Annotated in this window: 23 protein-coding genes; 11 read left to right on the top strand and 12 right to left on the bottom strand. The window is 61.1% G+C overall.

Features of this window, described 5'->3' with window-relative positions:
• Nucleotides 1-306 precede the first annotated feature (306 nt).
• The 8 genes from ACTZWY_RS06265 (at nt 307) to ACTZWY_RS06230 (ending at nt 8,717) form a co-directional block, all read left to right on the top strand.
• Nucleotides 307-807, top strand: coding sequence for a nucleoside deaminase (locus tag ACTZWY_RS06265; RefSeq protein WP_444789837.1), 501 nt, complete (start codon nt 307-309; stop codon nt 805-807).
• A 41-nt stretch (nt 808-848) separates the two neighbouring features.
• Nucleotides 849-2,189, top strand: a complete 1,341-nt coding sequence (locus ACTZWY_RS06260; protein ID WP_444789836.1) for an 8-oxoguanine deaminase — start codon at nt 849-851, stop codon at nt 2,187-2,189.
• A 26-nt stretch (nt 2,190-2,215) separates the two neighbouring features.
• On the top strand, nt 2,216-3,172 hold the full coding sequence (locus ACTZWY_RS06255; RefSeq protein WP_444789835.1) for an isopenicillin N synthase family dioxygenase: 957 nt from the start codon (nt 2,216-2,218) through the stop codon (nt 3,170-3,172).
• Complete coding sequence (locus ACTZWY_RS06250) at nt 3,165-3,914, top strand: alpha/beta fold hydrolase (RefSeq protein ID WP_444789834.1); 750 nt, start codon at nt 3,165-3,167, stop codon at nt 3,912-3,914. The genes ACTZWY_RS06255 and ACTZWY_RS06250 overlap by 8 nt, the downstream gene beginning before the upstream one ends.
• A gap of 124 nt (nt 3,915-4,038) precedes the next feature.
• The gene (locus ACTZWY_RS06245) at nt 4,039-5,628 is read left to right on the top strand and encodes an ABC transporter ATP-binding protein (protein ID WP_444789833.1); all 1,590 of its coding nucleotides are present in this window, start codon (nt 4,039-4,041) and stop codon (nt 5,626-5,628) included.
• Nucleotides 5,618-6,697 (top strand): ABC transporter permease, encoded by a 1,080-nt coding sequence (locus ACTZWY_RS06240; protein ID WP_444789832.1) that lies wholly within the window; start codon nt 5,618-5,620, stop codon nt 6,695-6,697. Before ACTZWY_RS06245 ends, ACTZWY_RS06240 begins: the two co-directional genes overlap by 11 nt.
• Complete coding sequence (locus ACTZWY_RS06235) at nt 6,694-7,623, top strand: ABC transporter permease (protein WP_444789831.1); 930 nt, start codon at nt 6,694-6,696, stop codon at nt 7,621-7,623. Before ACTZWY_RS06240 ends, ACTZWY_RS06235 begins: the two co-directional genes overlap by 4 nt.
• Nucleotides 7,624-7,652: 29 nt before the next feature.
• Nucleotides 7,653-8,717 (top strand): BMP family ABC transporter substrate-binding protein, encoded by a 1,065-nt coding sequence (locus ACTZWY_RS06230; RefSeq protein WP_444789830.1) that lies wholly within the window; start codon nt 7,653-7,655, stop codon nt 8,715-8,717.
• Between the two features lie 188 nt (nt 8,718-8,905).
• Here the strand turns inward: ACTZWY_RS06230 and xylA are convergent, their stop codons facing one another.
• The 5 genes from xylA to xylF form a co-directional block, all read right to left on the bottom strand.
• Complete coding sequence (gene xylA, locus ACTZWY_RS06225; protein ID WP_444789829.1) at nt 8,906-10,207, bottom strand: xylose isomerase; 1,302 nt, start codon at nt 10,205-10,207, stop codon at nt 8,906-8,908.
• Nucleotides 10,204-11,643, bottom strand: coding sequence for a xylulokinase (gene xylB / locus ACTZWY_RS06220; RefSeq protein WP_444789890.1), 1,440 nt, complete (start codon nt 11,641-11,643; stop codon nt 10,204-10,206). Before xylB ends, xylA begins: the two co-directional genes overlap by 4 nt.
• On the bottom strand, nt 11,643-12,389 hold the full coding sequence (locus ACTZWY_RS06215; protein ID WP_444789828.1) for an ATP-binding cassette domain-containing protein: 747 nt from the start codon (nt 12,387-12,389) through the stop codon (nt 11,643-11,645). Before ACTZWY_RS06215 ends, xylB begins: the two co-directional genes overlap by 1 nt.
• A gap of 3 nt (nt 12,390-12,392) precedes the next feature.
• Entirely contained in the window at nt 12,393-13,640 is a 1,248-nt protein-coding gene (locus ACTZWY_RS06210) for a sugar ABC transporter permease (RefSeq protein WP_444789889.1), read from the bottom strand.
• A 193-nt stretch (nt 13,641-13,833) separates the two neighbouring features.
• Nucleotides 13,834-14,859, bottom strand: a complete 1,026-nt coding sequence (gene xylF, locus ACTZWY_RS06205) for a D-xylose ABC transporter substrate-binding protein (RefSeq protein ID WP_444789827.1) — start codon at nt 14,857-14,859, stop codon at nt 13,834-13,836.
• A 230-nt stretch (nt 14,860-15,089) separates the two neighbouring features.
• Here xylF and ACTZWY_RS06200 point away from each other — a divergent pair, with 230 nt between their 5' ends.
• Nucleotides 15,090-16,391 (top strand): ROK family protein, encoded by a 1,302-nt coding sequence (locus tag ACTZWY_RS06200; protein WP_444789826.1) that lies wholly within the window; start codon nt 15,090-15,092, stop codon nt 16,389-16,391.
• Nucleotides 16,392-16,405: 14 nt separating this feature from the next.
• The gene (locus ACTZWY_RS06195; RefSeq protein WP_444789825.1) at nt 16,406-17,878 is read left to right on the top strand and encodes a CRTAC1 family protein; all 1,473 of its coding nucleotides are present in this window, start codon (nt 16,406-16,408) and stop codon (nt 17,876-17,878) included.
• Between the two features lie 44 nt (nt 17,879-17,922).
• On the opposite strand, the gene ACTZWY_RS06190 is transcribed toward ACTZWY_RS06195, so the two are convergent.
• From ACTZWY_RS06190 to ACTZWY_RS06160, 7 genes are all read right to left on the bottom strand, one after another.
• On the bottom strand, nt 17,923-18,918 hold the full coding sequence (locus ACTZWY_RS06190) for a Gfo/Idh/MocA family protein (protein WP_444789824.1): 996 nt from the start codon (nt 18,916-18,918) through the stop codon (nt 17,923-17,925).
• On the bottom strand, nt 18,915-19,802 hold the full coding sequence (locus tag ACTZWY_RS06185; protein ID WP_444789823.1) for a sugar phosphate isomerase/epimerase family protein: 888 nt from the start codon (nt 19,800-19,802) through the stop codon (nt 18,915-18,917). Before ACTZWY_RS06185 ends, ACTZWY_RS06190 begins: the two co-directional genes overlap by 4 nt.
• Before the next feature lie 17 nt (nt 19,803-19,819).
• Entirely contained in the window at nt 19,820-20,653 is an 834-nt protein-coding gene (locus tag ACTZWY_RS06180; protein WP_444789822.1) for a carbohydrate ABC transporter permease, read from the bottom strand.
• On the bottom strand, nt 20,653-21,564 hold the full coding sequence (locus tag ACTZWY_RS06175) for a carbohydrate ABC transporter permease (protein WP_444789821.1): 912 nt from the start codon (nt 21,562-21,564) through the stop codon (nt 20,653-20,655). Before ACTZWY_RS06175 ends, ACTZWY_RS06180 begins: the two co-directional genes overlap by 1 nt.
• A gap of 80 nt (nt 21,565-21,644) precedes the next feature.
• On the bottom strand, nt 21,645-22,859 hold the full coding sequence (locus ACTZWY_RS06170; protein WP_444789820.1) for an ABC transporter substrate-binding protein: 1,215 nt from the start codon (nt 22,857-22,859) through the stop codon (nt 21,645-21,647).
• Nucleotides 22,860-22,887: 28 nt separating this feature from the next.
• Nucleotides 22,888-23,799 carry an alpha/beta hydrolase gene (locus ACTZWY_RS06165; RefSeq protein WP_444789819.1) on the bottom strand — a complete coding sequence of 304 codons (912 nt, stop codon included), beginning with the start codon at nt 23,797-23,799 and terminating at the stop codon, nt 22,888-22,890.
• Complete coding sequence (locus ACTZWY_RS06160) at nt 23,796-24,494, bottom strand: GntR family transcriptional regulator (protein ID WP_444789818.1); 699 nt, start codon at nt 24,492-24,494, stop codon at nt 23,796-23,798. The genes ACTZWY_RS06165 and ACTZWY_RS06160 overlap by 4 nt, the downstream gene beginning before the upstream one ends.
• A gap of 123 nt (nt 24,495-24,617) precedes the next feature.
• Here ACTZWY_RS06160 and ACTZWY_RS06155 point away from each other — a divergent pair, with 123 nt between their 5' ends.
• Complete coding sequence (locus ACTZWY_RS06155; protein ID WP_444789817.1) at nt 24,618-25,709, top strand: ABC transporter ATP-binding protein; 1,092 nt, start codon at nt 24,618-24,620, stop codon at nt 25,707-25,709.
• Nucleotides 25,710-25,712 lie beyond the last annotated feature (3 nt).

Below are 25,712 nucleotides of genomic sequence, written 5' to 3'. Positions count from 1 at the left end.
TGGGTGTAACCCCGGGTTGGTTTCCCGCCGCTGGCAATGTCCCGAACACTGTGTTGTCCTGACCGCTTCTACCTGGCGACAAGACCAAATTGCGGCAGCTTCGCGCGGCAATGCAGAAAAAACTGACAGGCGGGCAGGGGCGCAGGGCAAAACGGCGAAAATTCAGTCAGATTTGCGGGTTTGTGCACAGATTTCGGGCGCTGGCCGCAGAAGCGCTGTGTTGCGCACAGGAACAGTGTTGCGTTTTTTGCACCGAATCTGACCCTGAACCCATAGGCCCGAGTCGCCCTTGAAAGGACCATTGCCATGTCAGCGCCCCCCAGTCCCCCAACCGAAACTGACCTGCAGCTTCTGCGCCGCACCATTGATCTTGCGCAGCAATCGCGCGCGCGCGGCGACCACCCTTTTGGCGCGCTGCTGGCAGGGCCTGACGGGGCGGTTCTTCTGGAAGCGATGAACACCTGCGCCACCCAATCGGACCGCACCGGCCATGCAGAGCGTAACCTGATGACCGAAGCCTCAAAACGCTACAGTGCGGAATTCCTGTCAGACTGCACCATGTACACCTCTGCGGAACCCTGCGCGATGTGTTCGGGATCGGTCTACTGGGCGGGGGTGGGACGTGTGGTGCATGGCCTGAGCGAAAGCGCGCTGAAAGACCTTATTGGCCCCGACCCCGAGAACCTGACCATGGATCTGCCATGCGTGCAGGTGTTCGCTTCAGGGCAACGCCGCGTTGAAGTTCTTGGTCCGCTGCTGTCTGACGAAAGCGCGCTTGTCCATCACGGGTTCTGGAACGGGCTTTGACCCCGCGCCTGCCCCCTGCCACCAGAAAAGGGCCTGCAAATATGAGGATCTGGTTAAAGAACCCCCTTGCCATTCTGGCCGCTGATGCGGGTGGGGGCGTGGTGGTTGACGACGGGCGCATTACCGAACTGGTGCGCGCAGGCGGCATGCCGCAAACACCGGTTGATCAGGTGGTGGACATGTCAGACCATGTGGTTATTCCCGGTCTGATCAACACACATCACCATTTCTACCAGACCTTGACGCGTGCGTTTCCGCCCGCATTGAACCGGGAACTGTTCCCATGGTTGCAAGCCCTGTATCCGGTCTGGGCGCGTATGACACCGGAAGATCTGGCGCTGGGAATGCGCGTAGCGCTGGCCGAACTTATGCTGTCGGGCTGCACCACCACGACCGACCATCACTATGTTTTCCCCAAAGGGTGCGAACACGGCATCGACATTGAAGTGAATGAAGCGCGCGCGCTTGGCATGCGAGGTGTGTTCACGCGCGGGTCGATGAACCTGTCGGCCAAGGATGGCGGCCTGCCCCCTGACAGTGTGGTGCAGGACCGTGACGACATTCTTGCCGACAGCGAAAGGCTGCTGTCCACCTATCATGACGCGTCCCATGGTGCGCAAATCCAGATTGCGCTGGCCCCCTGTTCGCCGTTTTCTGTCACGCGCGATCTGATGACGGCCTCGGCCGATCTGGCGCGCAGGCATACTGCACGGCTGCACACCCATCTGGCCGAAACCCGCGACGAGGAAGCCTGGTGTCTGGAAACCTTCGGGATGCGCCCACTTGATTATCTGGATGAAACCGGCTGGCTGGGTTCGGATGTGTGGCTGGCACATGGCGTGCATTTTTCTGACCCCGACATTGCGCGGCTGGCCCGCGCGGGAACCTGCGTCACGCATTGCCCCTGTTCCAACATGATCATCCATTCAGGGCATTGCCGGGTGTGCGAACTGGAAGCGGCGGGCGTGACTGTGGGCCTTGGGGTGGACGGGTCCGCCGCGCAGGACAGTTCCAACCTGATGCAGGAAGTGCGGCAGGCATTTCTGCTGCAGCGCCATCATTACGGGGTGTCCGCTGTCACCCATCTGGACGCGCTGCGTTGGGCCACCGAAGGGTCGGCTGCCTGTATCGGGCGCGGGGACGATCTAGGGCGTATCGCGGTGGGGATGGCGGCTGATCTGGCCTGTTTCACACTGGATGAATTGCGGTTTTCCGGTCATGGCGACCCGATTGCGGCCTTGGTCAATTGCGGGGCGCACCGTGCCGACAGGGTTATGATTGCCGGACGCTGGACGGTCTGGGATGGCCAGATACCGGGGTTCGACATTGCCGCATTGCGCCGTGACCACCAGCGCGCCAGCGCGCGCGTTCAACACGCCTGACCCCATTTTTGCAAAAGGATCATGCCATGCACGACAAAACACCGGCACTTCCCATCGTCGATATCAGCGGCCTTGCCAGTGATGACCCCGCCACCCGCGCGCGTGTTGGGCGCGCCATTCGCGCAGCCTGTCAGGACAAGGGCTTCATGTATCTGACCGGCCACGGAATTGACGCGGACCTGCGCGCCAGTGTGCTGGAACAGGCGGCCGCGTTCTTTGACCAGCCGCTGGCACGCAAGACGGCCATCAGCATGGCGAACAGTATTTGCAACCGTGGCTATGAACCCATGCGCGGCCAGACACTGGAAGCAGGCGCGCCGCCGGACCTGAAGGAAAGCTTCTATTCAGGCGAGGATCTGCCCCTTGATGACCCGCGCGTTATTGCGGGCAAGTTCAACCATGGCCCCAACCAATGGCCCGAAGGGATGGACCAGTTTCGCGCCGTCATGGAACGCTATTTTGACGAAATGCAGGTTCTGGGTGCGCGGCTAATGCAGGGGCTGGCGCTGTCGCTGGAGTTGCCACAAGATCACTTTGCGCCATTCTGCCAGTCCCCCATGGCCAATCTGCGCCTGATTCACTACCCCCCGCAACCGGCCAACCCCTTGCCCGGTGAAAAGGGCTGCGGGGCGCATACCGACTGGGGCGCGCTGACCTTGCTGATGCAAGATGATGTGGGCGGTTTGCAGGTCTGGGATGAAACAGCGGGCTGGGTGGATGCGCCGCCCGTGCCGGACAGCTACATTGTGAATCTGGGCGACATGATTGCACGCTGGACGAATGACCGCTACCGTTCCACGTTGCACCGGGTGGTGAACCTGTCGGGGCGGGAACGCTATTCGGTTCCGTTCTTCTTCTCGGGCAACCCGGATGAACCGGTTACCTGCCTGCCGGGATGTGCCAGCGAAACTGACCCGCCCCGCTATGCCCCCACAACAGTGGAAGGGCATTTGCGCGAAATGTATGCGCGCACCTATGCGTAAACCCCTTGGAACGCCGGTCATGCTGCTGCATGGCGCATGGCAAGGCGCGTGGGTCTGGGACAGCCAGATTGCGCCGCTGCAGGCCGCGGGTTTTGACGCGATTGCGCTTGATCTGCCGGGAAACGGCGCGGACGGGCGCGCGCCGGGCGCCGTGAATTTTGCGGATCATGTGGCGCATGCGCGCGCGGCCCTTCTGGCGGCAGCCGCGCCCGTGCATATTGTGGCCCATAGCGGCGCAGGCGTGCTGGCCACGCAACTGGCCGAAAACCACCCCGACAAGGTGGCGCAGCTTATCTATGTTGCGGGGATGATGCTGCCATCGGGGGTAACATTTCCCGAAATGGTGGCGCCGTTCGTCGCCACGGACCCGGCGGCCATTGGCATAGGGGCGTTTTTGCACATGGAACGGGGCGGGTCATCGGTGCCGCAAGATGCAGCTATCCGCATATTTTATCATGACTGCCCCCCTGACGCTGCGCGCAGTGCTGCCATGCGCCTGACACTTCAAGGCGAAGCCGTGCGCGCCCCGCGCGTGGTCCACACTGCCGCGAATGCTGGGCGTGTGCCGCGCAGCTATCTCCGCTGCGGCGCTGACCGGTCCGTTGTGCCGGCGGTTCAGGATGCCATGTGCGCCGCATGGCCGGGCGCGCGCCTGCGGCGGTTGGACTGCGGACATGCGCCCATGCTGGCCGCGCCCGATATGCTGGCGCAAACGCTGGTCGGGCTGTTGACAACAAACTAGACAATGCCCGGTTTTCGGGCATTTGGGCACCATCCCGCCCAAGTCGAATGCAAACCATGCGGGCAGGGCACGCACAGCTGCCTTTGGCTGGACAGGTCCGCGAAACCCGTGATCCGGTGTTGTTATGAACGCATATATACCCCCTTCGTCTGATGATGCAAAAGGCAACACCCGGCCTGCGCGTTTGCGCGTGTCGGGCGTGTCCAAACAGTATCCGGGCTGTCTGGCGAATGATGATGTGTCGCTGGATGTTCGCGCGGGGGAAATTCTGGCGCTTCTGGGCGAGAATGGCGCGGGAAAATCCACGCTGATCAAGGTGATTTACGGGCTTGTCGCGCCGGATTCGGGCCTGATTGAAATTGACGGCAAGGCACGGGCCATCCCTTCGCCCGCAGCGGCACGCGCGGCGGGAATCGGGGTTGTGTTCCAGCATTTCAGCCTGTTCGAGTCGCTGACCGTGGCCGAGAATATCGCCTTGGGGCTGGATGATCCTGCGCGCCGGCGCGACCTGCCGCGCCGCATTCGGGACATCGGTGAACGCTACGGGCTGGTCATCGACCCCGACCGCGTGGTGGCTGATCTGTCGGTGGGCGAACAACAGCGCGTGGAAATCGTGCGCGTGTTGTTGCAAGACCCGTCAATCCTGATCTTTGACGAACCTACATCCGTGTTGACGCCACAAGCCATTCTTGGGCTGTTCGACACCCTGAACCAATTGCGCCGCGAAGGGCGCGCGATCATTTTCATTTCCCACAAGCTGGAAGAAATCCGCACGCTGTGCGACCGCGCAACTGTGCTGCGCGGGGGGCGGGTTGTGGGCACCGTGCCGGTTGCAGGGGCCAGCGTCAACGATCTGGCGCGTATGATGATCGGGCAGGAAATGCCCGCGCTCGGGGCCGGAAGCGCTGGTCAGGGCGGGCCGGTGCAACTGGCCGCGCAGGATTTGCACCTGCGCCCGTCAAACCCGCATGGGACCGCGTTAAACGGCTTGAGCCTGCATGCGCGCGGCGGGGAAATTCTGGGCATTGCCGGTATCGCAGGCAACGGGCAGGAAGAACTGCTGGCGGCATTGTCGGGCGAACGGCTGGCGGGCACTGCCGGCGCGGTCACCCTGGGCGGGCAGGCCGTGGGGCGCCTGGGGCCGGGGGCGCGGCGCAAACTGGGGCTTGGGTTCGTGCCGGGCGAACGGTTGGGGCGCGGCGCAGTGCCGCCCATGTCGCTGGCGGAAAACGGGTTTCTGACGGCGCATTGGCGCGTGCCGCTGACATGGCGCTGGGTTATTTCAACCCGCAAGCGCAATGCCTTTGCGCAGCGCGTGATTGATGAATTCCGCGTGGCAACCCGGTCGCAGGCCACTGCGGCACAGGCCCTTTCGGGCGGGAATTTGCAACGCTTCATTGTGGGGCGCGAAATCCTGTCGGACCCGCGCGCCTTGGTCGTGGCCTATCCGACATGGGGGGTGGATGTGGCTGCGGTGGCCGCCATTCATGCCGCGCTTGTTGCCCTGCGCGACAAAGGCGCGGCGGTTGTTGTCATGTCCGAGGATCTGGACGAATTGCTGTCGCTGTCGGACTGTGTTGCGGTGCTGTATCGCGGCCAGTTATCCGCACCCATTCCCCGCGATCACTGCACCCGCGAAAATCTGGGCTTGTTGATGAGTGGGGCCGCGCCGCTGGACCCTGCCCCCACCCAAGGAGATGTGGATGCCGCTTAGGCTTGTTCCGCGCCTGAAACCGTCACCACTGGCGCTGTATGGTGCGCCAGTGCTGGCCATTGCGCTAACCGTGGCCTTCGGGTTTTTGCTGTTTCTGGGCATCGGGCGCGACCCATGGGCGGCGCTTTACGCCTATTTCATAGCGCCCGTGAATTCCGCCTTCGGGTTAAGTGAATGGCTGCTGGCAGCGCTGCCGCTGGCGCTGATCGGGCTGGGGCTGGCGGTGGGGTTCCGCGCCAATATCTGGAATATCGGGGCCGAGGGGCAGCTGGTTCTTGGCGCGATCGGGGGCGGGGCGGTGGCGCTTGCGCTGTGGCGCGAAGGGGTGCCGGGAACCTTCGTGCTGGTGTGCATCGCTGGCGCGCTGGCGGGCATGGCTTGGGCGGCCATTCCGGCCTTGCTGCGCACGAAATTCAACGCCAATGAAATTCTGACAAGTCTGATGTTGATCTATGTGGCCGATCAGTTGTTGGGATGGCTGGTGCATGGGGCCTTGCGCAACCCGCAGGGCTTCGGATTCCCCGAAAGCCGGTTGTTCAGCCCCGAAGCCCTTATGCCACTGTTATGGCCTGCCACGCGGTTGCATATTGGCTGGCTGGCCCTGCCTGTGGCCGCGTTGGCCGTGTGGTTTTTAATGAACCATATGGTTGCCGGGTTCCGGTTGCGCGTGGGCGGTGATGCGGCCAATGCCGCCAGTTATGCGGGGTTTTCGCGCAACCGCATGGTGTGGCTGTCATTCCTGCTGACAGGCGGGTTGGCTGGGCTGGTGGGCGCGATGGAGGTTGCAGGCCCTGTCGGGCAATTGCTGCCGAAAATCAGCCCCGGCTATGGGTTCGCCGCCATCATTGTGGCGTTTCTGGGCCGGTTGAACCCTGTTGGCGTGGTGCTGGCCGCGCATTTGCTGGCGCTGATCCTGATTGGCGGGGAAAATGTGCAAATGCTGGGCGTGCCTGTCGCCGTGGCGCAATTGTTCCAGGGGGTGCTGCTGGTCACCCTTCTGGCCAGTGATGTTCTGGTGCGCTACCGCGTTGTGCGGGTGGGCCGCCTTGGCGAGGGGGCACGCGGATGATCGATTCAGCATTGATGGTTGCCATTCTTGTATCTGCCATGCGCACCGCAACCCCGCTGATACTTGCCGCCTTGGGCGAGTTGGTTGTGGAGAAGGCAGGCTGCGTCAATCTGGGCGTCGAGGGGATGATGCTGGTGGGCGCGGTGACAGGGTTTGCCGTGGGCCTGACAACGGGCAATTTCGCGCTGGCATTTCTGGTGGGCGCGGTTGCCGGTGCGGGGTTCAGCCTGATTTTTGGCGTGCTGGTGCTGGTGTTTCAGGTCAATCAATACGCTGCAGGGCTGGCGCTGACCATCCTTGGCGGCGGGGCGTCGGCGTTCTGGGGGCAGGCATGGCAGGGGCGCAACATGCGCGGGGTGCAACCTGTGGAATTGCCGGTGCTGTCTGACCTGCCCGTGATTGGCGCGATGTTCACCCGCCTTGATGTGGCGGTCTATTTGGCCATTGCCGCGACAATCATTGTCGCGCTGGTGCTGACGCGCACCCGTGTTGGCCTGATCCTGCGCGCAGTGGGCGAAAACCACGACAGCGCGCATGCCTTGGGGTTTTCCGTGGTGAAGGTGCGCTTTGCCGCAATTGCCTTCGGGGGGGCGATGGCGGGTATGGGCGGGGCGTATCTGTCCTGTGTTATCACACCACTGTGGATAGAGGGGATGACCGCGGGGCGCGGCTGGATTGCAGTTGCGCTGGTGGTGTTTGCAACCTGGAAACCCGCGCGGCTGGTGCTGGGGGCATGGCTGTTCGGGCTTGTGTCCGTGATGCAGATTCACGGGCAGGGGCTGGGGCTGGCGGTGCCGTCGCATGTGCTGGCCATGCTGCCCTATCTGGTCACCATTGTGGTGCTTGTCCTGATCAGCCGCGACGCAACCCGCATTCGCCTGAATGCCCCCGGATGTCTGGGCAAACCCTTCCGCCCGACCGCATGACAAACAAATTACAACAGGAGAGAGTGAACATGACACCAAAAAGAACATCCATCTTTCTGGCCGCGGCGCTTGGCCTTGGTCTGGCAGGGCCAGCGGTGGCGGATGATCCGCTGAAAATCGGGTTTGTGTATTCATCCCTGATCGGGGATGCGGGCTGGACATACCAGCATGATCTGGGCCGGCTGATGCTGGAAGAAGAATTCGGCGACCGCGTTGAAACCGCCTATGTCGAAAGTATCGACGGCGGCGCGGATGCGGAACGCGTGATCCGGCAGTTTGCCAGTCAGGATTTCGGGCTGATCTTCGGCACCTCCTTCAACCATATGAACCCGATGGCGCGTGTGGCTGCACAATTCCCCGATATCGCGTTTGAACATGCCACCGGCTACACGCAAGACACCAATCTGGCAATCTACCACACCCGCGCCTATGAAAGCCGCTATCTGGTGGGCATGGTTGCGGGGCTGATGGGTGACAGTCTGGGTGTGGTAGCGTCCTATCCCATTCCCGAAGTGCTGCGCGGGATCAACGCCATGACGCTGGGGGCACGGTCGGTCAACCCGGATTTCACCACCCGCGTTGTGTGGATTTCATCATGGTTTGACCCCGGTCTTGAACGCACCGCCGCTGATGCGCTGCTGGATCAGGGTGTTGATGTGCTGGCCCATTTCACCGACAGCCCGGCCGTGGTACAAGCCGCCGAGGACCGGGGCAAATATGTCGTGGCGCTTGGCGATATGGCGCAATATGGCGAGAATTCACATCTGACGGCGCTGGTCTATAACTGGGGGCCATATTACGTTGAACGCACGCGCATGGTGCTGGACGGAACATGGGAAACCGCCAACACATGGGAAGGGATCGGCGCTGATATGATGACCATCGCCCCCTATAATGACGCCGTGCCCCAAGATGTGCGCGATGTTGTTGATGCGAAAATGGAAGACATCCGCAGCGGCGCATTCCATCCGTTCCAGGGGCCGCTTGTCGCACAGGACGGCAGCGAGAAGGTCGCGGATGGCGAATTGCCTGATGACGGGATGCTGTTGTCGATGGATTTCTATGTCGAAGGGGTTGAGGGCAGCTTGCCCTAAGCATGTCGCGCAAAAGTGGGAACCGGTTTTGCGCCCAAAGACATGCGACAACATAAGCCTGGAGTGAATGCGAAGGGACGCGCGCACGCCCTGAGCCACGTTAACATAACATTGCTTATGGGGGAACTTGCCCCTGCAAGGAATCCGCCCCTGATACATTCAGGGGCGGGTTTTTCAATTGCGCGCGGTCACATGAACCGGTTGACCAGATTTTCCAGCTTCTCTTGTTTGCCTGAACTGGGTTGCGGGTCAATGCCGCGGGCCAGCACGTCCGCGGTGATTGTATCAAGATCGCTGTTTAGCAAGGCCTGTGCCTCTGGCTTGGTCCAACCGGCGTAGCGCGCCGCGCGCGCAGATTCCAGCCTGCCATCTTCCAGCATTGCGGCAGCCGCTTTCAGGCCGCGCGCGCACACATCCATTGCCCCCACATGCGACAGGATCAGGTCCTCGGCATCCAGGGACTGGCGGCGCAATTTCGCGTCGAAATTGGTGCCGCCGGTGGTAAACCCGCCCGCGCGCAACACCTCATAATAGGCCAGCGCAGTTTCAGGCACATTGTTGGGGAACTGGTCGGTGTCCCACCCTGATTGATAGTCGTTGCGGTTCATGTCGATGGAGCCAAAAATGCCCAGGCTGGCGGCAAGCGCCAGTTCATGTTCAAAACTGTGCCCTGCCAGAATGGCGTGACCCTGTTCAATATTGACCTTCACTTCCTTTTCCAGCCCGAACCGCTGCAAGAACCCGAACACAGTTGCCACGTCATAATCATACTGGTGTTTTGTGGGTTCCTGCGGTTTGGGTTCAATCAGGATGGCCCCTTTGAAGCCGATCTTGTGCTTATATTCGACCACCATGGACAGGAAACGGCCCATATGGTCCAGCTCCTTGGTCAGGTCGGTGTTCAGCAGGGTTTCATACCCTTCGCGCCCGCCCCACAGCACATAGTTTTCACCCCCCAGACGCTGGGTCGCATCCATGCAGGTTTTCACTGTCGCAGCAGAGAAGGCAAACACATCGGGGTCAGGGTTGGTGGCAGCGCCCGACATGAAACGGCGGTGACTGAACAGGTTCGCGGTGCCCCACAGCAGTTTCGGCCCGCCCGCTTCCATCTTGGCGGCGAAATACTCGGTCATTTCTTCCAGATTGCGGGTGGTTTGCGCGAAACTGTCGCCTTCGGGGCGCATGTCGGCGTCATGGAAGCAATAATACGGCGCATTCAGAATGCGGAACATGTCAAACGCGACATCGGCCTTCAGTTTGGCGTTTTGCATGCTGTCGCCAAACCATGGCCGCAGGAAGGTTTGCCCGCCAAACGGGTCGCCCCCCTGCCATGCGAAGCTGTGCCAATAACAGATGGCGAAGCGCAGATGGTCCTCCATCCGGCGGCCCAGAACGATTTCATCGGGGTTATAGTGGCGGAACGCGAAATCATTGTCGCTGTCCGGCCCCTGATAGGTGATTTGCGGGATGCCTTGGAAAAAATCGCTCATGTCAGATCCTTGATTGCAGATTGGGCCTTGCAGTAGCGGGCATACCCGTCCTGAAAAGCCTGTGTTTTGTCGGTTACAGGGTCAAAGCTGCGGGCAATGGGCGGCAGCGGCATGGCGTCTGCCCCTGCCCCTGTGGCGGCCATCAGGCCCAGCCGTGCCGCCCCAAGGGCCGCACCATAATCGCCCGCCTGTGGCACCTGAATTGGCAGGTCCAGCGCGGTGGCCAAGGCGGAAAGCCAGTATTCGGACCGCGCCCCCCCGCCTGCGGCCAGCAGCGTGTCCAGCCGTGTGCCCGTGGCCGCCAATGCCTGCTGGCAATCGACCAGCGCATAGACCACCCCTTCCATTACGGCGCGGGTGGCGGCGGCGCGGTCGGTCGCGTGCCCCAGCCCGATGAACGCCCCGCGAATGCCCGCATCATTCAAGGGCGTGCGTTCACCGCCCAGATAGGGCAGAAACAGCGCCTGACCGGGGGCCTGCAAGCCGCCCAGATTGGCTGTCAACTCGGCGGCACTTGCGCCCGCGATCCCTGCAAACCAGTTCAGCGCATCCGTGGCAGCCAGAATAACGCCCATCTGATGCCATGTGTCCGGAAGCGCGTGGCAAAATGTATGCACGGCCGTTTCAGGCGCGGGTGCGTAGCCGTCCGTTGCGGCAAACAGCACGCCCGATGTGCCAAGGCTGACGAAACCCTGACCGCCCCGCGCGATGCCCAGCCCGATGGCGGTTGCGGCATTGTCCCCTGCCCCGCCTGCCACTGGAATGCCCGCGCGCAAGCCGAAGTCCTGCGCAAGTTTGGCCCGCAACCCGCCAGACGGCGCGGACCCTTCGACAAGGGCGGGCATATGGTCGCGCGTCAATCCGGTGGCCGCCAGAAGATCATCAGACCAGTCGCGCGCGCCCACATCCAGCCAGCTTGTGCCCGCCGCATCCGACATTTCGGCCACATGCGCGCCAGTCAACCACAGCCGCAGATAGTCCTTTGGCAACAATACCTTGGCCGCTTGCGCGAACAGGTCGGGTTCTTCATCCGCCATCCAGACCAGTTTCGGCGCGGTAAACCCCGGAAAGACAATATTGCCACTGACCGCGCGAAACTGCGGGTCGGCATCCAGCGCCGCCGCCTGCGCATGGGCGCGGGTGTCATTCCATAAAATGCAGGGGCGCAGCACCTTGTCAGACGCATCCAGCACCGTTGCGCCATGCATATGCCCCGACAGGCCAATGCCCGCGACCGCGCCCATGTCCACCTTGTCCGACAAGGCGCGCAGCACCGTTCCCGCTGCTGCGATCCAGTCAGCGGGGTTTTGTTCGGACCAGCCCGGCGCGGGGCGCGCGACATTCAGGGGCGCGGTGGCTTCGGCCTGCACTGCGCCGCTGTCATCAATGACAAGCCCCTTCAGGCCGGATGTGCCAAGGTCCAATCCCAGATACATCATGCCGCTTTTTCTGCTTTCTTGCCCATGATGATCATCGACAGAATGTCATCTTCGGTCACATCCTCGACCCGTTCGGTGCCGATAAGCTGGCCGTTTTTCATCACAGACACCCGGTCGCACAATTCCATCATTTCGCGGGTGTCATGGCTGATCAGGAAAATGCCAAGCCCCTGGGCCTTCAGTTCCATAATCAGATCGGCCACCATCTTGGTTTCATGCACGCCAAGGGCTGCAGTGGGTTCGTCCATGATCAGGATACGAGCATTGAAATAGACCGCGCGCGCAATTGCCACAGACTGGCGCTGACCCCCTGACAAGGCACTGACAGGTTCCGCAATTTTCTTGAAATTGGGGTTCAGCCGCGCCATGATTTTGGTGGTTTCGGCCTCCATGCGGCTGTCATCCAGAAACCCGAACATGGTGCGCAATTCGCGCCCCAGAAACAGGTTTGCAGGCGCAGGCAGGTTGTCGGCCAAGGCCAAGGTCTGGTGGATGGTTTCGATATTATGCGCGCGCGCATCGCGGGGGCTGTTGATCGTGGCGCGTTTGCCATCAATCCAGATTTCCCCGCTATCAGCCTTATAGGCCCCTGACAGGATCTTGATCAGCGTGGATTTGCCTGCGCCGTTATGACCCAGCAGCCCCACCACTTCGCCGGGATAAAGGTCGATTGACACATTGTCGACCGCCTGAACCCCGCCAAAAGCGATCGAGATATTGCGGATATCTACAAGTGGCGTCATGGTTTAGCCCTTTCCTGTGCGGCGGCGGTAGATAATGTCGATCAGCACGGCCAGAACCAGCACGCTGCCTACAACGATGTTTTGCAACGGCGCATCAACACCCACCATCGCCATACCCGATTGCAGCGATTGCATGATCAGCGCGCCAAGGATCGCGCCGTAAATCGTGCCAATGCCGCCTGCCAGCGCGGTGCCGCCAATCACTGCGGCGGCGATGACGCGCAATTCGTCCAATGTGCCGATGTCATTGGAATGGTTGGTCAGACGCGCCGACGCGACCACAGCCGAAATGGCACAAAGCGCGCCCATGATGGCAAACACCTTGACGGTCAGCAGGCGCGTATTGATGCCCGACAATTCCGCCGCTTGCGGGTTGCCACCTGTCGCAAAAATATAGCGCCCCAAGGCCGTGCGCCGTGCAATCACCGTCATGACAATGGCCACGATAATCAGCAACAGCACCGAAATGGGCAGGCCATAGGCGGCAGTAAACCCTTCTGGCATACTCTCGCCGCGGGCTTCGAATTCACGGCTTAGGCGCGCGGCGGGCACCTGATAGGAATTCAGGATGGCAATCAGCCCCAGAATGGCACCGGCAATGATAGTCCCCAATGCAATTTCGGCCCAAAGGGGTTTCACCGGGAAGCCGTGGCGCAGCTTGTCGCGGCGTTTCGCCCAAAGTGCGGCCAGCGCCGCCAATGTGGCAACAATGCCCACAACCCAGGACCAGAATTCGCCCATGGTTCCGTTGATGCCACCAAACATCTGGAATGTCTGGTCCAGCGGGCCAATGGTTTGACCATTGGTCAGATACCACGCAGCATTGCGCCAGACCAACAGCCCGCCCAGCGTGACAATAAACGCCGGGATCAGCAAATACCCGGTCAACCAGCCCTGAAACGCACCAATCACCCCGCCCGTAAGAATGCCAGCCGCAATTGCCAGCCAGGGAATCATCGGGTGGCCCAGCGGCAGGTCCAGCACTTGCGGCAGCCATGCTGTTTGCATCATGGCCATCACGGCGGAACATGTGGCCAGCAGCGCCCCCACCGACAGGTCGATATGGCGCGTGACAATCACGAAAACCATGCCCGTGGCCATGATGGCCACACTGGCGGTCTGGATGGTCAGGTTGAATATATTGCGCGGCGTCAGGAAACGCCCGTCTGTCAGCACATTGAACACGACCGCCACCAGAATAAAGGCGCCAATCATGCCCAGCAGGCGGGTATCCAGTTCCAACGCGTCCATCAGACTTTTCTTATGGGCCGTTGACCCGCCGGATTGCGTGCGGTTGGGGGTGTCGGGGTTGCTCATGGGGGAATGTCCTGAATGTCGTGGCCATACGCGGCGCGCAGGCGAAGGACCAATAGGCGCGCAAGCGCGGCTATCGAGAGTGGGGCGACACGCATGCCGCCCCGTGTCAGATGTCTTGGCTCAAGGATCAGTTACAGGGCGCAGGTCCGCCACTGACACCCTGACACAGCGCTTCAAGGCTGATCCAGCCCGCATCGACCACCAGCGACAGGTTGTCGGCAGTCACAGGAACCGGTTCCAGGAACATGGAGACCATTTCGGTGCCGGCAGGGGATGTCCACATGCCCGCGCCCTCAATATCGGCCATTTCGGTGCCAGCGGCCAGTTGCACCGCGATTTCAGCCGCTGCGCGGCCCAGATCGCGCGCATCTTTCCAGACCGAAACTGTCTGCGTGCCAAGCGCGATACGGTTCAGCGCCGCATGGTCGCCGTCCTGGCCGGATACAGGAATGCCGTCCATGCCCTGCGCGGTCAGCGCAGCGACAACGCCCCCGGCGGTGCCGTCATTGGACGCCACAACCGCATCAACATTGTTGTCCTGCGCAGTCAGAATCTGTTCCATGTTGCGCTGTGCATTGGCGGGCAGCCATGCATCGGTATAGGCTTCGCCAACAATGGTAATGTCGCCTGCATCAATCGCCGCTTGCAGGATTTCTTGCTGGCCACCGCGCAGGAAATCCGCGTTGGGGTCGGTGGGCGAGCCTTTGATCATGACGTAATTGCCGCTTGGCGCTTGTTCCAGAACAGCGCGTGCCTGCATACGACCCACTTCGACATTGTCGAATGTCAGGTAAAAGGCGCGGCTGTCCTCAATAAGGCGATCATAGGCGACAACGGGAATCCCCTCATCAGCGGCGGCCTGAACAGCCGGGCCAATGGCAGCCGCATCTTGCGCCAGAACGATCAGGGCATTTGCCCCTTGTGCCAGCAGGCTTTCAATATCGGACAGTTGTTTGGATGATGATGATTGCGCATCAGCGGAAATATAGGACGCGCCCGCCGCTTCAAGCGCGGCACGAATCGCCGCCTCATCTGTCTGCCAACGTTCTTCCTGAAAGTTGGACCAGCTGACACCGACAGTCAGTGACTGCGCCAGCGCAGATGTGCTGAAACCAAGGGTTGCGACAATCGCCGCTGTAAGAATTCTTTGCATGCGTTCCTCCCTGAACAGATCTTGGCGCGCAGCATCACCCTGCGGCCAGACAGCCGGATAATGTCATATATTTTTCGACTGTCAAATAAAATAACATAGTTTACGTCAGGAAACCTGACTATTTACCGCCCAACCCCCCCTACACGGCGATTTTTCTTGATGTTTACGCCAGCTTCAGGTGTTATTAATTTAGGACATGAAGTTATTATCGTGCTGGGGAGGGCAGGAAAATGACGCCGCATCTTGTCGGGGCCATTACATCGGACGCAGACACACCAGCGGGCTGCGGGCCTGTTCTGGCCAATATTGCGCCCGTGCCACGCCCGTTGCGGCAGATGTTGTTCGACTATACCCGCGCCCATGGCAAAACCACCCGCGCCGATATGGTGCGCGCCCTTGGGGTCAGTGCGGCATCGGTCAGCGCGGTGACCGCGGAATTGATCGCCGAAGGGTTCCTGCGCGAAACCGCCATTGCGCCCCCACTGGACACCGACCAGCCCCGCACAGGGCGCGGTCGCCCCCCTGTGGAACTGGAAGTCGTGTCCGAAGCCTATCATGTGGTGGGCATGAAGCTGGGCGACCAGCGCCACACAGCCGTGTTAAGCGATTTCGCGGGCCGCAGAATTGCCGAAACCAGCGTTCCCACCCGCCCCAACCGCAAAAGCCCCGCCATTCTGGTGGCCGAGGCCCGCGCCCTGATGGAAAAATTGCTGGCGTTGCAAGGAATGCAACTGCGCGACATTCATTCCATTGGCGTGGGTATGGCGGGCATGGTGGACCACGCCAATGGCAATGTGCCATGGTCGCCAATGCTGGATTCCCCGGGAACTGCCTTAAGTGCGCAATTTCAGGGCGCATTTGGCGTGCCCACCTATCTGGACAATGACGCCAACCTGCTGACGCTTGCGGAATTATGGTTCGGCGGGGGGCGCCACAAATCGGACTTCGCGGTTGTCACGATTGAACATGGTGTGGGCATGGGGCTTGTTATTTTCAACCAGCTGTATCGCGGCGCGCGCGGTGTGGGCCTTGAACTGGGCCATACCAAGGTGCAACTGGACGGGGCGCTGTGCCGCTGCGGCAAGCGCGGCTGTCTGGAAGCCTATGTTGCGGATTATGCCCTTGCGCGTGAAGCAGCCACGGCGCTTGACCAGCATGCCAGCCTGTCCGAAAGCCCGCTGGCCCTGTTGGAAGACCTGTTTTCCGAAGCGCGCCGTGGCAATGAAGCGGCGCTGTCCATTTTTCGGCGCGCGGGCCGGTATCTGGCGCTTGGGCTGTCGAATGTGGTGCAGATGTTCGACCCCGAAGTGGTCATCCTGTCAGGTGGGCGCATGCAATATGATTACCTGTATGCGCGCGAAGTGATGGCGGAGATGCAGGCCATGACCCTGATCGGGGCACGCCCCCCTGCCCGTGTCGAAATCCATGCATGGGGGGATCTGGTTTGGGCACAGGGGGCGGTTGCGCTGGCGCTTGGGGCCCTGACCGAAAACCTGCTGGGCGGTTCGGTCACACGCGGCAGCGCCGCATGAGGGGGGCTGTGTTGATGGCCCTGGTCAGTGTGGCCGCCCCTGCCCTGCCCCAAACCCCGCTATTTGCGGACCTAAGCGCGACCATCCCCGAACATCACTATAGTGGCGGTTGGGAATTTTTCGTGGGCGGGGGTGTGGCAGCGTTTGATTGCAGCGACAATGGCCTGCCCGATCTGTTTCTGGCCGGTGGCGACGGGCCTGCGCTGATGTTGCGCAACCATGGGGACATGGTATTTGCGCCCCACGATACTGGCCTGCAGGGTGTGACCGGCGCCTATCCGCTGGATATTGACGGCGACGGGGTTCTGGACCTGTTCGTGCTGCGTGTGGGGCCGAATGTGGTGTTGCGCGGTCTGGGGGACTGCCAGTTCGAGGACGCGACCCACGCGCTTGGCATCGAGGCGGGCACAGGCTGGTCCACGGCGTTCAGCGCGTGGTGGGACGCGGGCGCGGACCGGCCCAGTATGTTCATTGGCAATTATGTCAACCGCGACGACCCCGCAGGCCCGTTCTTTGCCTGTGATGAAAACCAGATGCTGCGCCCGGATGGCACAGGCTGGGTGTCGCAGGCATTCGGCCCCGGCTTCTGCCCGCTTTCGGCGCTGGCCGCGCGCGATGCCCGCGACCGCATGACCCTGCGCCTGTCCAATGACCGGCATTATTATGTGCGCGGCGGGCATGAACAGATGTGGGACATTGCCGATGCGCGGTTTCTGGGGCGCGCTGATGGCTGGCCGGACCTGATGCTTTGGGGCATGGGCATTGCCAGCCGCGACATAACCGGCAACGGGCTTGCGGATGTTTACCTGACCTCCATGGCCGACCAGATGCTGCAACTGGCGCAAAGGGATGGCACCTACAGCACCGCCCCCTTCAGCATGGGCCACACGGCCCACCGCCCCTATATGGGCGATGATGGCCGCCCGTCGACGGGCTGGCATGCGCAATGGGGCGATGTGAACAACACCACGCGCGCGGATCTGTTTATCGCCAAGGGCAATGTCGACCAAATGCCCGATCTGGCCATGGCCGACCCCAACAACCTGTTGCTGCAAGGGGTGGATGGCAGATTTTCCGAAGCGGGCCACAGCGCGGGGCTGGCAGATTTCGCGCGCTCGCGCGGGGCGGCGCTGGTGGATCTGGACAATGACGGGCGGCTTGATCTGGTGGTTGTCAACCGCCGCGCCCCTGCCCGCCTGTATCGCAACATCACCGAAGGGGTTGGCAACTGGCTGGCGGTTGCATTGCGTCAAGCCGGGCCAAACCACTTTGGCATTGGCGCGCGGGTCACACTGCGCACCCAAACCGCCACACAATGGCAAGACGTCACCATCGGCGGGGGGCATGCGGGCGGGCAGCTTGTGCCGCTGCATTTCGGTCTGGGCGCGGCAACACAAGCAGATGTGCATGTCCAGTGGTCAGACGGGCGCGAAACCCGCCATCAGATAAGGGACGCCAACCAAACTGTGACACTGCGCCCTGATTAGGGCATGTTGCGAAAAACATGGGAACCGGTTTCAACCCTCATGCCCTAAATGTCGATCCCGGCGATCATGCGTTCCAGCCGTTCCATGGCACGCACCCCGTCTGCAATGTCGGGCACGTCGCGCGCCGCCCCCCCCAACACGGCACCCACATCGGCCAGCAAAGCGCCATATCCCTTGTGGTCTTCATTCGCGGCGGCGGTGAAATTCGGGGTCCAGCTTAACGTGTCACACCCCGGGTCCAATGTGGCGGCTGGGTCATCAGCCTTGAAGGGCGGGTCACGATACAGCGCAACATTGATGATATTGTCCACATGTAGCCGCGCATGGTCGCCCATGATGCGGATTTCCTCCATCGGGGTGCCGCGCGACTGGACAGTGCCCATGACCACATTGCCGATCACCCCGCCTGCTGTGGTGAAATTCAGGTGCAACAGCAGTTTACCAGCTTCGGGGGATATGCTGCGCACCTGCATGTCGCCAAAATCTTCGCCTGCGAACCACGGGATCAGGTCCATGTAATGGACGCAATGGTGCAGGAAGAACCCGGTATAGTCAGGTTCACCCACAAAATAGGTCGGCGCCGTCATATAGGCGCCCGTAATCCCCAGAACCCGGCCAAAACCGCCCCCCACCAGCACATTCTTGGCAATACGGTTGCCGGTGGCATAGCGTTTCATGAACCCCACCATCACGGGCTTGCCGGCAGATTGCGCAGCGCGGGCAATCTCGCGCGCGCCTTCGGCTGTAGCGGCGGGGGGTTTTTCCATGAATACCGGCAGCCCGCGCGCCAGCGCGGCCAGGGCGGCCGCATGGTGCAGGTCCGGCCCCACGGCCATGCCGATGGCATCCAGCCCCGGTGTGGCAATCAGGTCGTGGAAATCCGTATGCTGCGCGGTGACACCATATTCAGCGGCCACCTGTGCCATTGCGTCCCCGTCACGGTCGCACAGGGCCGCGATGCGCATCCCATTGCGCCCCATCTGTGGCAGCAGCATCTGCCGCGCGTGACGGCCACAGCCAATCCATCCAATATTGATCATTGGTCCACCCCTGCCAGTGTCAGCGCGTTGCGAATGACCCCCAGACCGGCGCGCAGCTTGTCACTCTCATCCTCTTGGGGGGCGCGCCAATGGGCAATGGGCAGCGCCACCCTGTCATCGGCGCGGCGGAAGGGTTCCAGCGCGATTGGCCCGCCATAGCCCACCTGATGCAGCGCGCGCATGACAGCGGGCCAGTCAATATGCCCGGTGCCTGCATGGCCGCGATGGTTTTCATTCGCCTGAAAATGCACGATCCGCTTGCCCGCAAGGCGGATCGCATCCGGGATGGAGCGTTCTTCCATATTCATATGGAACGTATCCAGCATGATGCCCAGCCCACTATCGCCCACCGCATCCACCACCTCCACCGCCTGCCGCGTAGTAGAAATGATGTCGGTTTCAAAGCGATTCAGCGGTTCCAGCCCGAACACCACGCCCGCGTCGCGGGCAATGGGGGCCAGTTGCGCCAGCCCGTCAATAGTGCGCGCAGCGCGCGCGGCAATGTCGCCATCACTGCGCGGCACTGGTGGGCGGCCCGCAAAGACCATGGGTTCGCCATAAAGCGGCCCGCCGATGATGGACGCGCCCAGCTGCACGGCCACATCCACAGTCCGTTTCAGGTAGTCGATGCCGCCCTGACGGTTCGCCGCATCATCTGACGCGATGCTGCGCTGGGGGTTTACGCGCGCGGCCAGCACCACAAACAACCCGGCATCTGCCGCGGCCACCCGGACATCTGCCAGCGGCAGCTTGTCTTCAGGTTCAGGCACCAGAAGTTCGATGAAATCGAACCCTATCTCGGCGGCCTTTGCGAAATAATGAAGGTCCTTGCCGGTGAACGGTCGGGTGAACTGCATTGAAATAATGCCAACGGGGTTTTTCACTGTATTTCCTTTCCTTCTCAGCCTTTGACCGCGCCTTGCGTCAGCCCCGAGATCAGGCGTTTCTGGACCAGCAGGAACAGGATTGTCGCTGGCAGGGCACCGACGATCCCCCCCGAGGTCAACAAGCCCCATTGCACTTCGTATTCGCCGATCAGGGTCTGAACGGCCACTGTGATGGGGCGCACGTTCCGGCCCCCAAGGGTCAGCGCATACAAATATTCGTTCCACGATGTGATGAAGATATAAATGCCGGTGGCAATGATACCGGGCAGGCATAGCGGCAGGATGACGCGCCGCAGCGCCTGCATTCTGGTGCAGCCATCGGTCACTGCGGCTTCGTCCAGCGATTTGGGAATGCCGTTCATGTAGCTGACCATCATCCACACCGAAAACGGAATCGCCACAGTGGAATTGGCGATGATCAGCGCAAGATGCGTGTCCAGCAGCCCCAGAACCCGCATCAGTATGAACAATGGCAGGATCAACAACACCAACGGGAACATGTTGATCAGCAGAAACTGCACCATCAGGATACGCTTGCCCCGGAAATTGAACCGCGAAAACGCATAGGCCGCCGTTACCGACAGCGACAACCCCACCGCCACTGTGCCAAGTGCCACGATCAGACTGTCCAGCATGTTGGACGCAAACCCCACTGTGGCAAACAGCCGGGTGTAGTTTTCAATCGTGGCGTTCCAGATGGACGGACCTTCGGTAAACAGCGTGGATTCTGGACTGATCGAGGTGATGAACATCCACAGATATGGCCCAAGGGTGAAGGTCAGGATTGCCAGCATCGGCAGGTCAACTGTCAGGATGCGGCGCAGGGTGGACCGTTTGCCAAGTGCCATCACTGCACCGCCTTTGCGGTGCGCCGCAGATAGACCAGCACAATGCCCATCAGCATCAGCGTAAACAGCGTGGCAATCGCTGATCCATAGCCGAAATCCAGATTGGTGCGCGCCTTGATGAAGGCATAAAGCGGCAAGGTATGGGTGGCATAGCCCGGCCCGCCCCCTGTCATGACGAAAATCACATCAAAACTGTTGGCCACCCAGATGGTGCGCAGCAATACCGCCGTGACCACAACACCGGAAATGCCCGGCAAGGTGATGTGCCAGAACTGCCGCCATGCACTTGCCCCGTCAATGCTTGCGGCCTCATAATAGCTGCGCGGAATGGATTGCAGGCCAGCAAGGATCATGACCGCGAAGAACGGAAACCCCTGCCATGTCAGCGTCAGAATAATGGCGGCAAGCGCCGTGTCGGGATTGGCCAGCCATGGAATGGCCCGCTGGATCAGCCCGACCCGCAACAACAGCTCATTCGCAATGCCGTAATTGCTGTCATAAATCCACACCCACATCAGCGCGATCACAACCGACGGCAATGCCCACGGAATGATGACCAGCGCCCGCGCGACGGGGCGCCACGGGAATTGCTGGTTCAGCAAAAGCGCCGTGACCAGCCCCAGAAGCAATTGCGCCGGAATCGTCGCTGCCATCCAGATGATGGTATGGCGCAGCGAAATCCAGAACACTTCGTCATTCAGGGCGGCGCGAAAATTCTTCAGGCCCACGAATTCGAACACGTTGGGACGGAACAGCACATAATCATGCAGACTCATCCACACTGTCTGAACCATGGGAAAGAACACAATGGCCAGTGTGACCAGCACTGCGGGCGACAACATCGCATAGGGCAACACAATCCGCGATAGCGGGCGGCGGTGCGGCCTGTCGGGGGGATCAGCCGGGGACATGTTCACTCTCTCTGTGCGGGGGCAGGCATCAGGGCCAGGACAGGGTGCCAAGGCGGCACCCTGCCCCGCGCATCACACGATCAGTTTGAAAACAGGTCGGAAATCTGTTTGTTCATCTGCTCGGCGCTAATATCGCCAATCAAGACCCGCTGCATGGCTGTGGCCCAGACCGTGTTCACGAAATCGGACGTTTCGGGCACGTTTGGCAGCAATTCGGCGAAGGGCAGTGACTCAACCGTGGCCTGAACAAAACGCTGCGGGTGCAGGGACCAGGTTTCTGTATCGGCCTTGACCACCGGCAATTGCCCCGTCGCTTCGTTGAACAGGGCATTGTTGCCCGCAGATGACAGGAAGGAAATCCATTTCCACGCCGCGTCCTTATCTTCGGCGCTGGACAGAATGGCGGTGCTTTCATCGCCGAACGCTGTCCAGCGCCCGCCGCCGCATTCCGGCACAACTGTGGCTGAAACGTTGTCGCCCAATGCCTCGACCATGCCATTGGCCGACCCTATGTGGTGAATGGTCATTGCCGTGCGCCCGGCCTTGAACGTGCCGATGATTTCCTGAAACCCGTCATTCGGGGTTGAAGGCGGGAATACCCCGTCTTCGCGGAACAGGTCCGCCACAAATTGCGTGCCCGCAATGCCCGCGTCCGAAGTCAACCCTTCGGTCAGGCTTACGCCGTCGCGGCCAAGGGTGAAACTGCCCCAGTGGTCATGCCCGCCACCAGCGCCACGGAACCCGAAGCCGTAAACATCGATCTGGCCGTCACCGTTGGTGTCACGGGTCAGCGCGCGCGCCGCATCGCGGAATTCGTCACAGGTTTGGGGCACGGACAAGCCCAGTTCCTCGAACATGTCGGGGCGGTAATACAGATACAGCACCACATACTGGACCGGCAGATAATAGGCCTGCCCGTCCGCTGCGCGCGTCAGTTCCAGCAAATTATCCTGCAGCCCGTCCTTGCCGTCCCATGCGTCGATCCACGCGCCAATGGGTTCCAGCGCGCCCATTTCCACCAGACGGGGCTGGGCGAACATCTTGACCATGGCCGCATCAGGCGCATTCCCGCCAATGATGGCGGTATAAAGCTGGTCATAATAGCTGTTCCAGGGAATATTCTCGGCCTCAACCTTGATGCCGGGATTTTCAGCTTCGAAGGCGGCAACCAGATCATCCATTGGATTGTCGGCATTGTCGAAATGATACCAGAACCGCACTGTGCTGTCGGCATGGGCCAACCCTGCCGTCAGGGCCAGAACCGAGGCGAACCCCAGTGTTTTCTTGAAAGTCATTGTCTTTCCTCCCTTGTTGTCGCCCTTGTCAGGCGCTCCTCCCACGAAAAACCTTGCCTGCCCGCGCGAACGCCTCGCGCGCCTCTGGCAGGGCAAGGCCCATCTGCATGAACCCGTGCACCACCCCGTCCACCCGGTCGAACGGGTCATCGCGCCCAAGGGCACGCAACCGCGCCACAAGGTTTTCACTGTCCGAAAGCAGCGGGTCGCAGGCGGCGGCGTTCAGGTATAGCGGCGGCAGCGCTGCAAGCGCCGCATCCTCGGCCAGGACCGGCACAATCTGGGCATTGGCGCGCAGTTCATGGGGCGCATACCAATCCCAATAGCGGCGCATTTTTGCACGCGTCAGCCCCGGCCCTTCGGCATTGGCGGTGTAAGACGGGGTTGTGAAATCTGCGCCATACACACCATAAAACAACAACGCCTGCGCAGGCAGATCAGCCCCTTCTGCAAGCAATCGCAACATGGCACATAGCGCCAGATTGGCCCCCGCACTGTCGCCTGCCATGGACCAGCGGCGCGCGGGATCACGGGCATACCACGCATCGATCACGTCATCCAACCCCGCCGGAAACGGGTGTTCGGGCGCTTTGCGGTAGTCAAACGTCAGCACCGGACAGCCGCAAGCCAGCGCCAGCCGCCGCGCCGCCCCTTCATGCGTTGCGGGCGAACAAAACGCCCAGCCCCCACCATGCGCATGCAAAATCGCATCGCGCCCTGTGTCATTATGCGGCACCACCCAGCGCGCGGGCATACTGTCCGCAACCATCACGGTGCGGGCATCGGCCATCGCGGGCAGATCGTCATTCCAGCGCAGATTGGCCAGCGCGGCCAGCGTCCGGCCCTGCTGCGGGTCCAGTGTGGTGGGGTCAACCAGACCGGCATCGTCCTGGGCCAGCCGGGCCAGCACTGCGCGCATGGTGTCGGACAAGGCGTTCATTGCGGGGCCGCGCCCGTCAGGTCGGGGCCAAAATCCACAATTGTGGCAATATGATGGGCCAGCACATTGCGCAGTTGCGCCACATCGCGCGCATCCAGCGCCGCAAGGATGGGAACATGCCGTTCAGCCGTTTCTTCCAACGCGCGATTGGGGCGCGAGTTCAGGATTTTGAACCTGTGGTTGTGGATCAGGCAGCGTGTCAGGATAGGCGCGACCAGTGGCAGATCAGCCGTGTCAAACAGACGCGCATGAAAAGCCCGGTCATAGACGGACAACAGGTATTCATCACCGTCGCGCGCGGCATTGCGCATGGCGTTCAGGAAATCACCCAGATCGACGCGCAAACGGTCATCGGCACGGGCAACCACGCGGTCCAGATGGTCGCATTCCACCGCACGACGCACACCCAGAAGGGCGCGCGCATCGTCGGCGTGGCAAGGGGCCACATGTGTTCCCCTGTTGGGCAGCCGCTTGACCAGCCCTTCTTCATTCAACTGCATCAGCGCTTCGCGCACTGTGCCCTGACTGCACTGAAAGCGTTGCGCAAGGTCCAGTTCCGTCAGCGCCTGTTCCGGTGGCAGCACGCCCAGCACGATTTCCTTCTGAAGGGCGACAAACACGGCATGGCTGCGTCGGCTGGACTGGCGCGCCACAAGGTCCGTCACCGTTGGTATGCTGAAACTTTCAACGGCCATGTCTGCGCCGCTCCTTTTTGCGTGGGTCTGCTTTCGGGCTTGCCTTGTATTATCAATAACGATAATCATCAGATTATCAATAATGCAAGCCCCTTTTTGCCGGGATCGCACAGGAGACGCAGCATGGCCGACATCAGCCTTCGTAAAATTGTGAAAAATTATGGTGGGGTTCGTGCAATCCATGGCGTGGACCTTGCTGTAAATGACGGCGAATTTGTCGCCTTTGTCGGCCCTTCGGGATGTGGCAAATCCACCATGTTGCGCATGATCGCGGGGCTGGAGGAAATTTCCGGCGGCACGCTGTGCATCGGGGGCCGCGTGGTCAATGAAGTGGAACCACGGGGGCGCGATGTGGCGATGGTGTTTCAGGATTACGCCCTATACCCGCATATGACCATCCGCGAGAATATCGGCTTCGGGCTGAAAATGCGGGGCTGGAAAGCGGCCGATATTGCGCCCAAGGTTGAAGAGGCCGCGCGCATTTTGCAAATTGGCGATTACCTTGACCGCAAACCCGGCCAGTTGTCGGGCGGGCAGCGACAGCGTGTCGCCATGGGCCGCGCCATCGTGCGCGAACCATCGGTGTTTTTGTTCGATGAACCCCTAAGTAACCTTGATGCCAAGCTGCGGGTCGAAATGCGCACGCAGATCAAGCGGTTGCACGCCATGCTGGGCACAACCACCGTCTATGTCACACATGACCAGACCGAAGCGATGACCCTTGCAGACCGCGTTGTGGTTTTGCGCGGTGGCCACATCGTGCAAGAAGGTCCGCCAATGGCGTTGTATAGCCACCCGAACTGCCGCTTCGTGGGCGAATTCATCGGGTCACCAAAAATGAACATTCTGTCAGGTATACTTGAACGGTCCGGCGGCGCGGCCCGTCTGCGCGTAGGGGACGCGCTTCTGGCGATTGGCGATGTTGAGGCACCCGACGGCGCCAAAATTGATGTGGGACTCCGCCCTGAACATTTGATCTGGACCGCCGAAGAAACCAGCAAAATCAAGCCGGTGGTCGACGTTTTTGAACCACTGGGATCAGATACAATGGCCATTTGCCACTTTGCGGGACACGAAATCTGTGCCCGGCTGGCACCCGACATTCCCTTGCAACGTGGCGAAGCCATCTTTCTTTCCTATGATCCGGCCAATTTGCATTACTTCCATGGCGAAAACGGGCAACGCATCGCGCCACAGCACAGCCCAGCGGCATAACGC

This window comes from Roseinatronobacter sp. NSM, from assembly GCF_052379845.1.
In the GTDB taxonomy this organism is placed as follows: domain Bacteria; phylum Pseudomonadota; class Alphaproteobacteria; order Rhodobacterales; family Rhodobacteraceae; genus Roseinatronobacter.
This window is presented reverse-complemented; position numbering and strand designations above follow the sequence as displayed.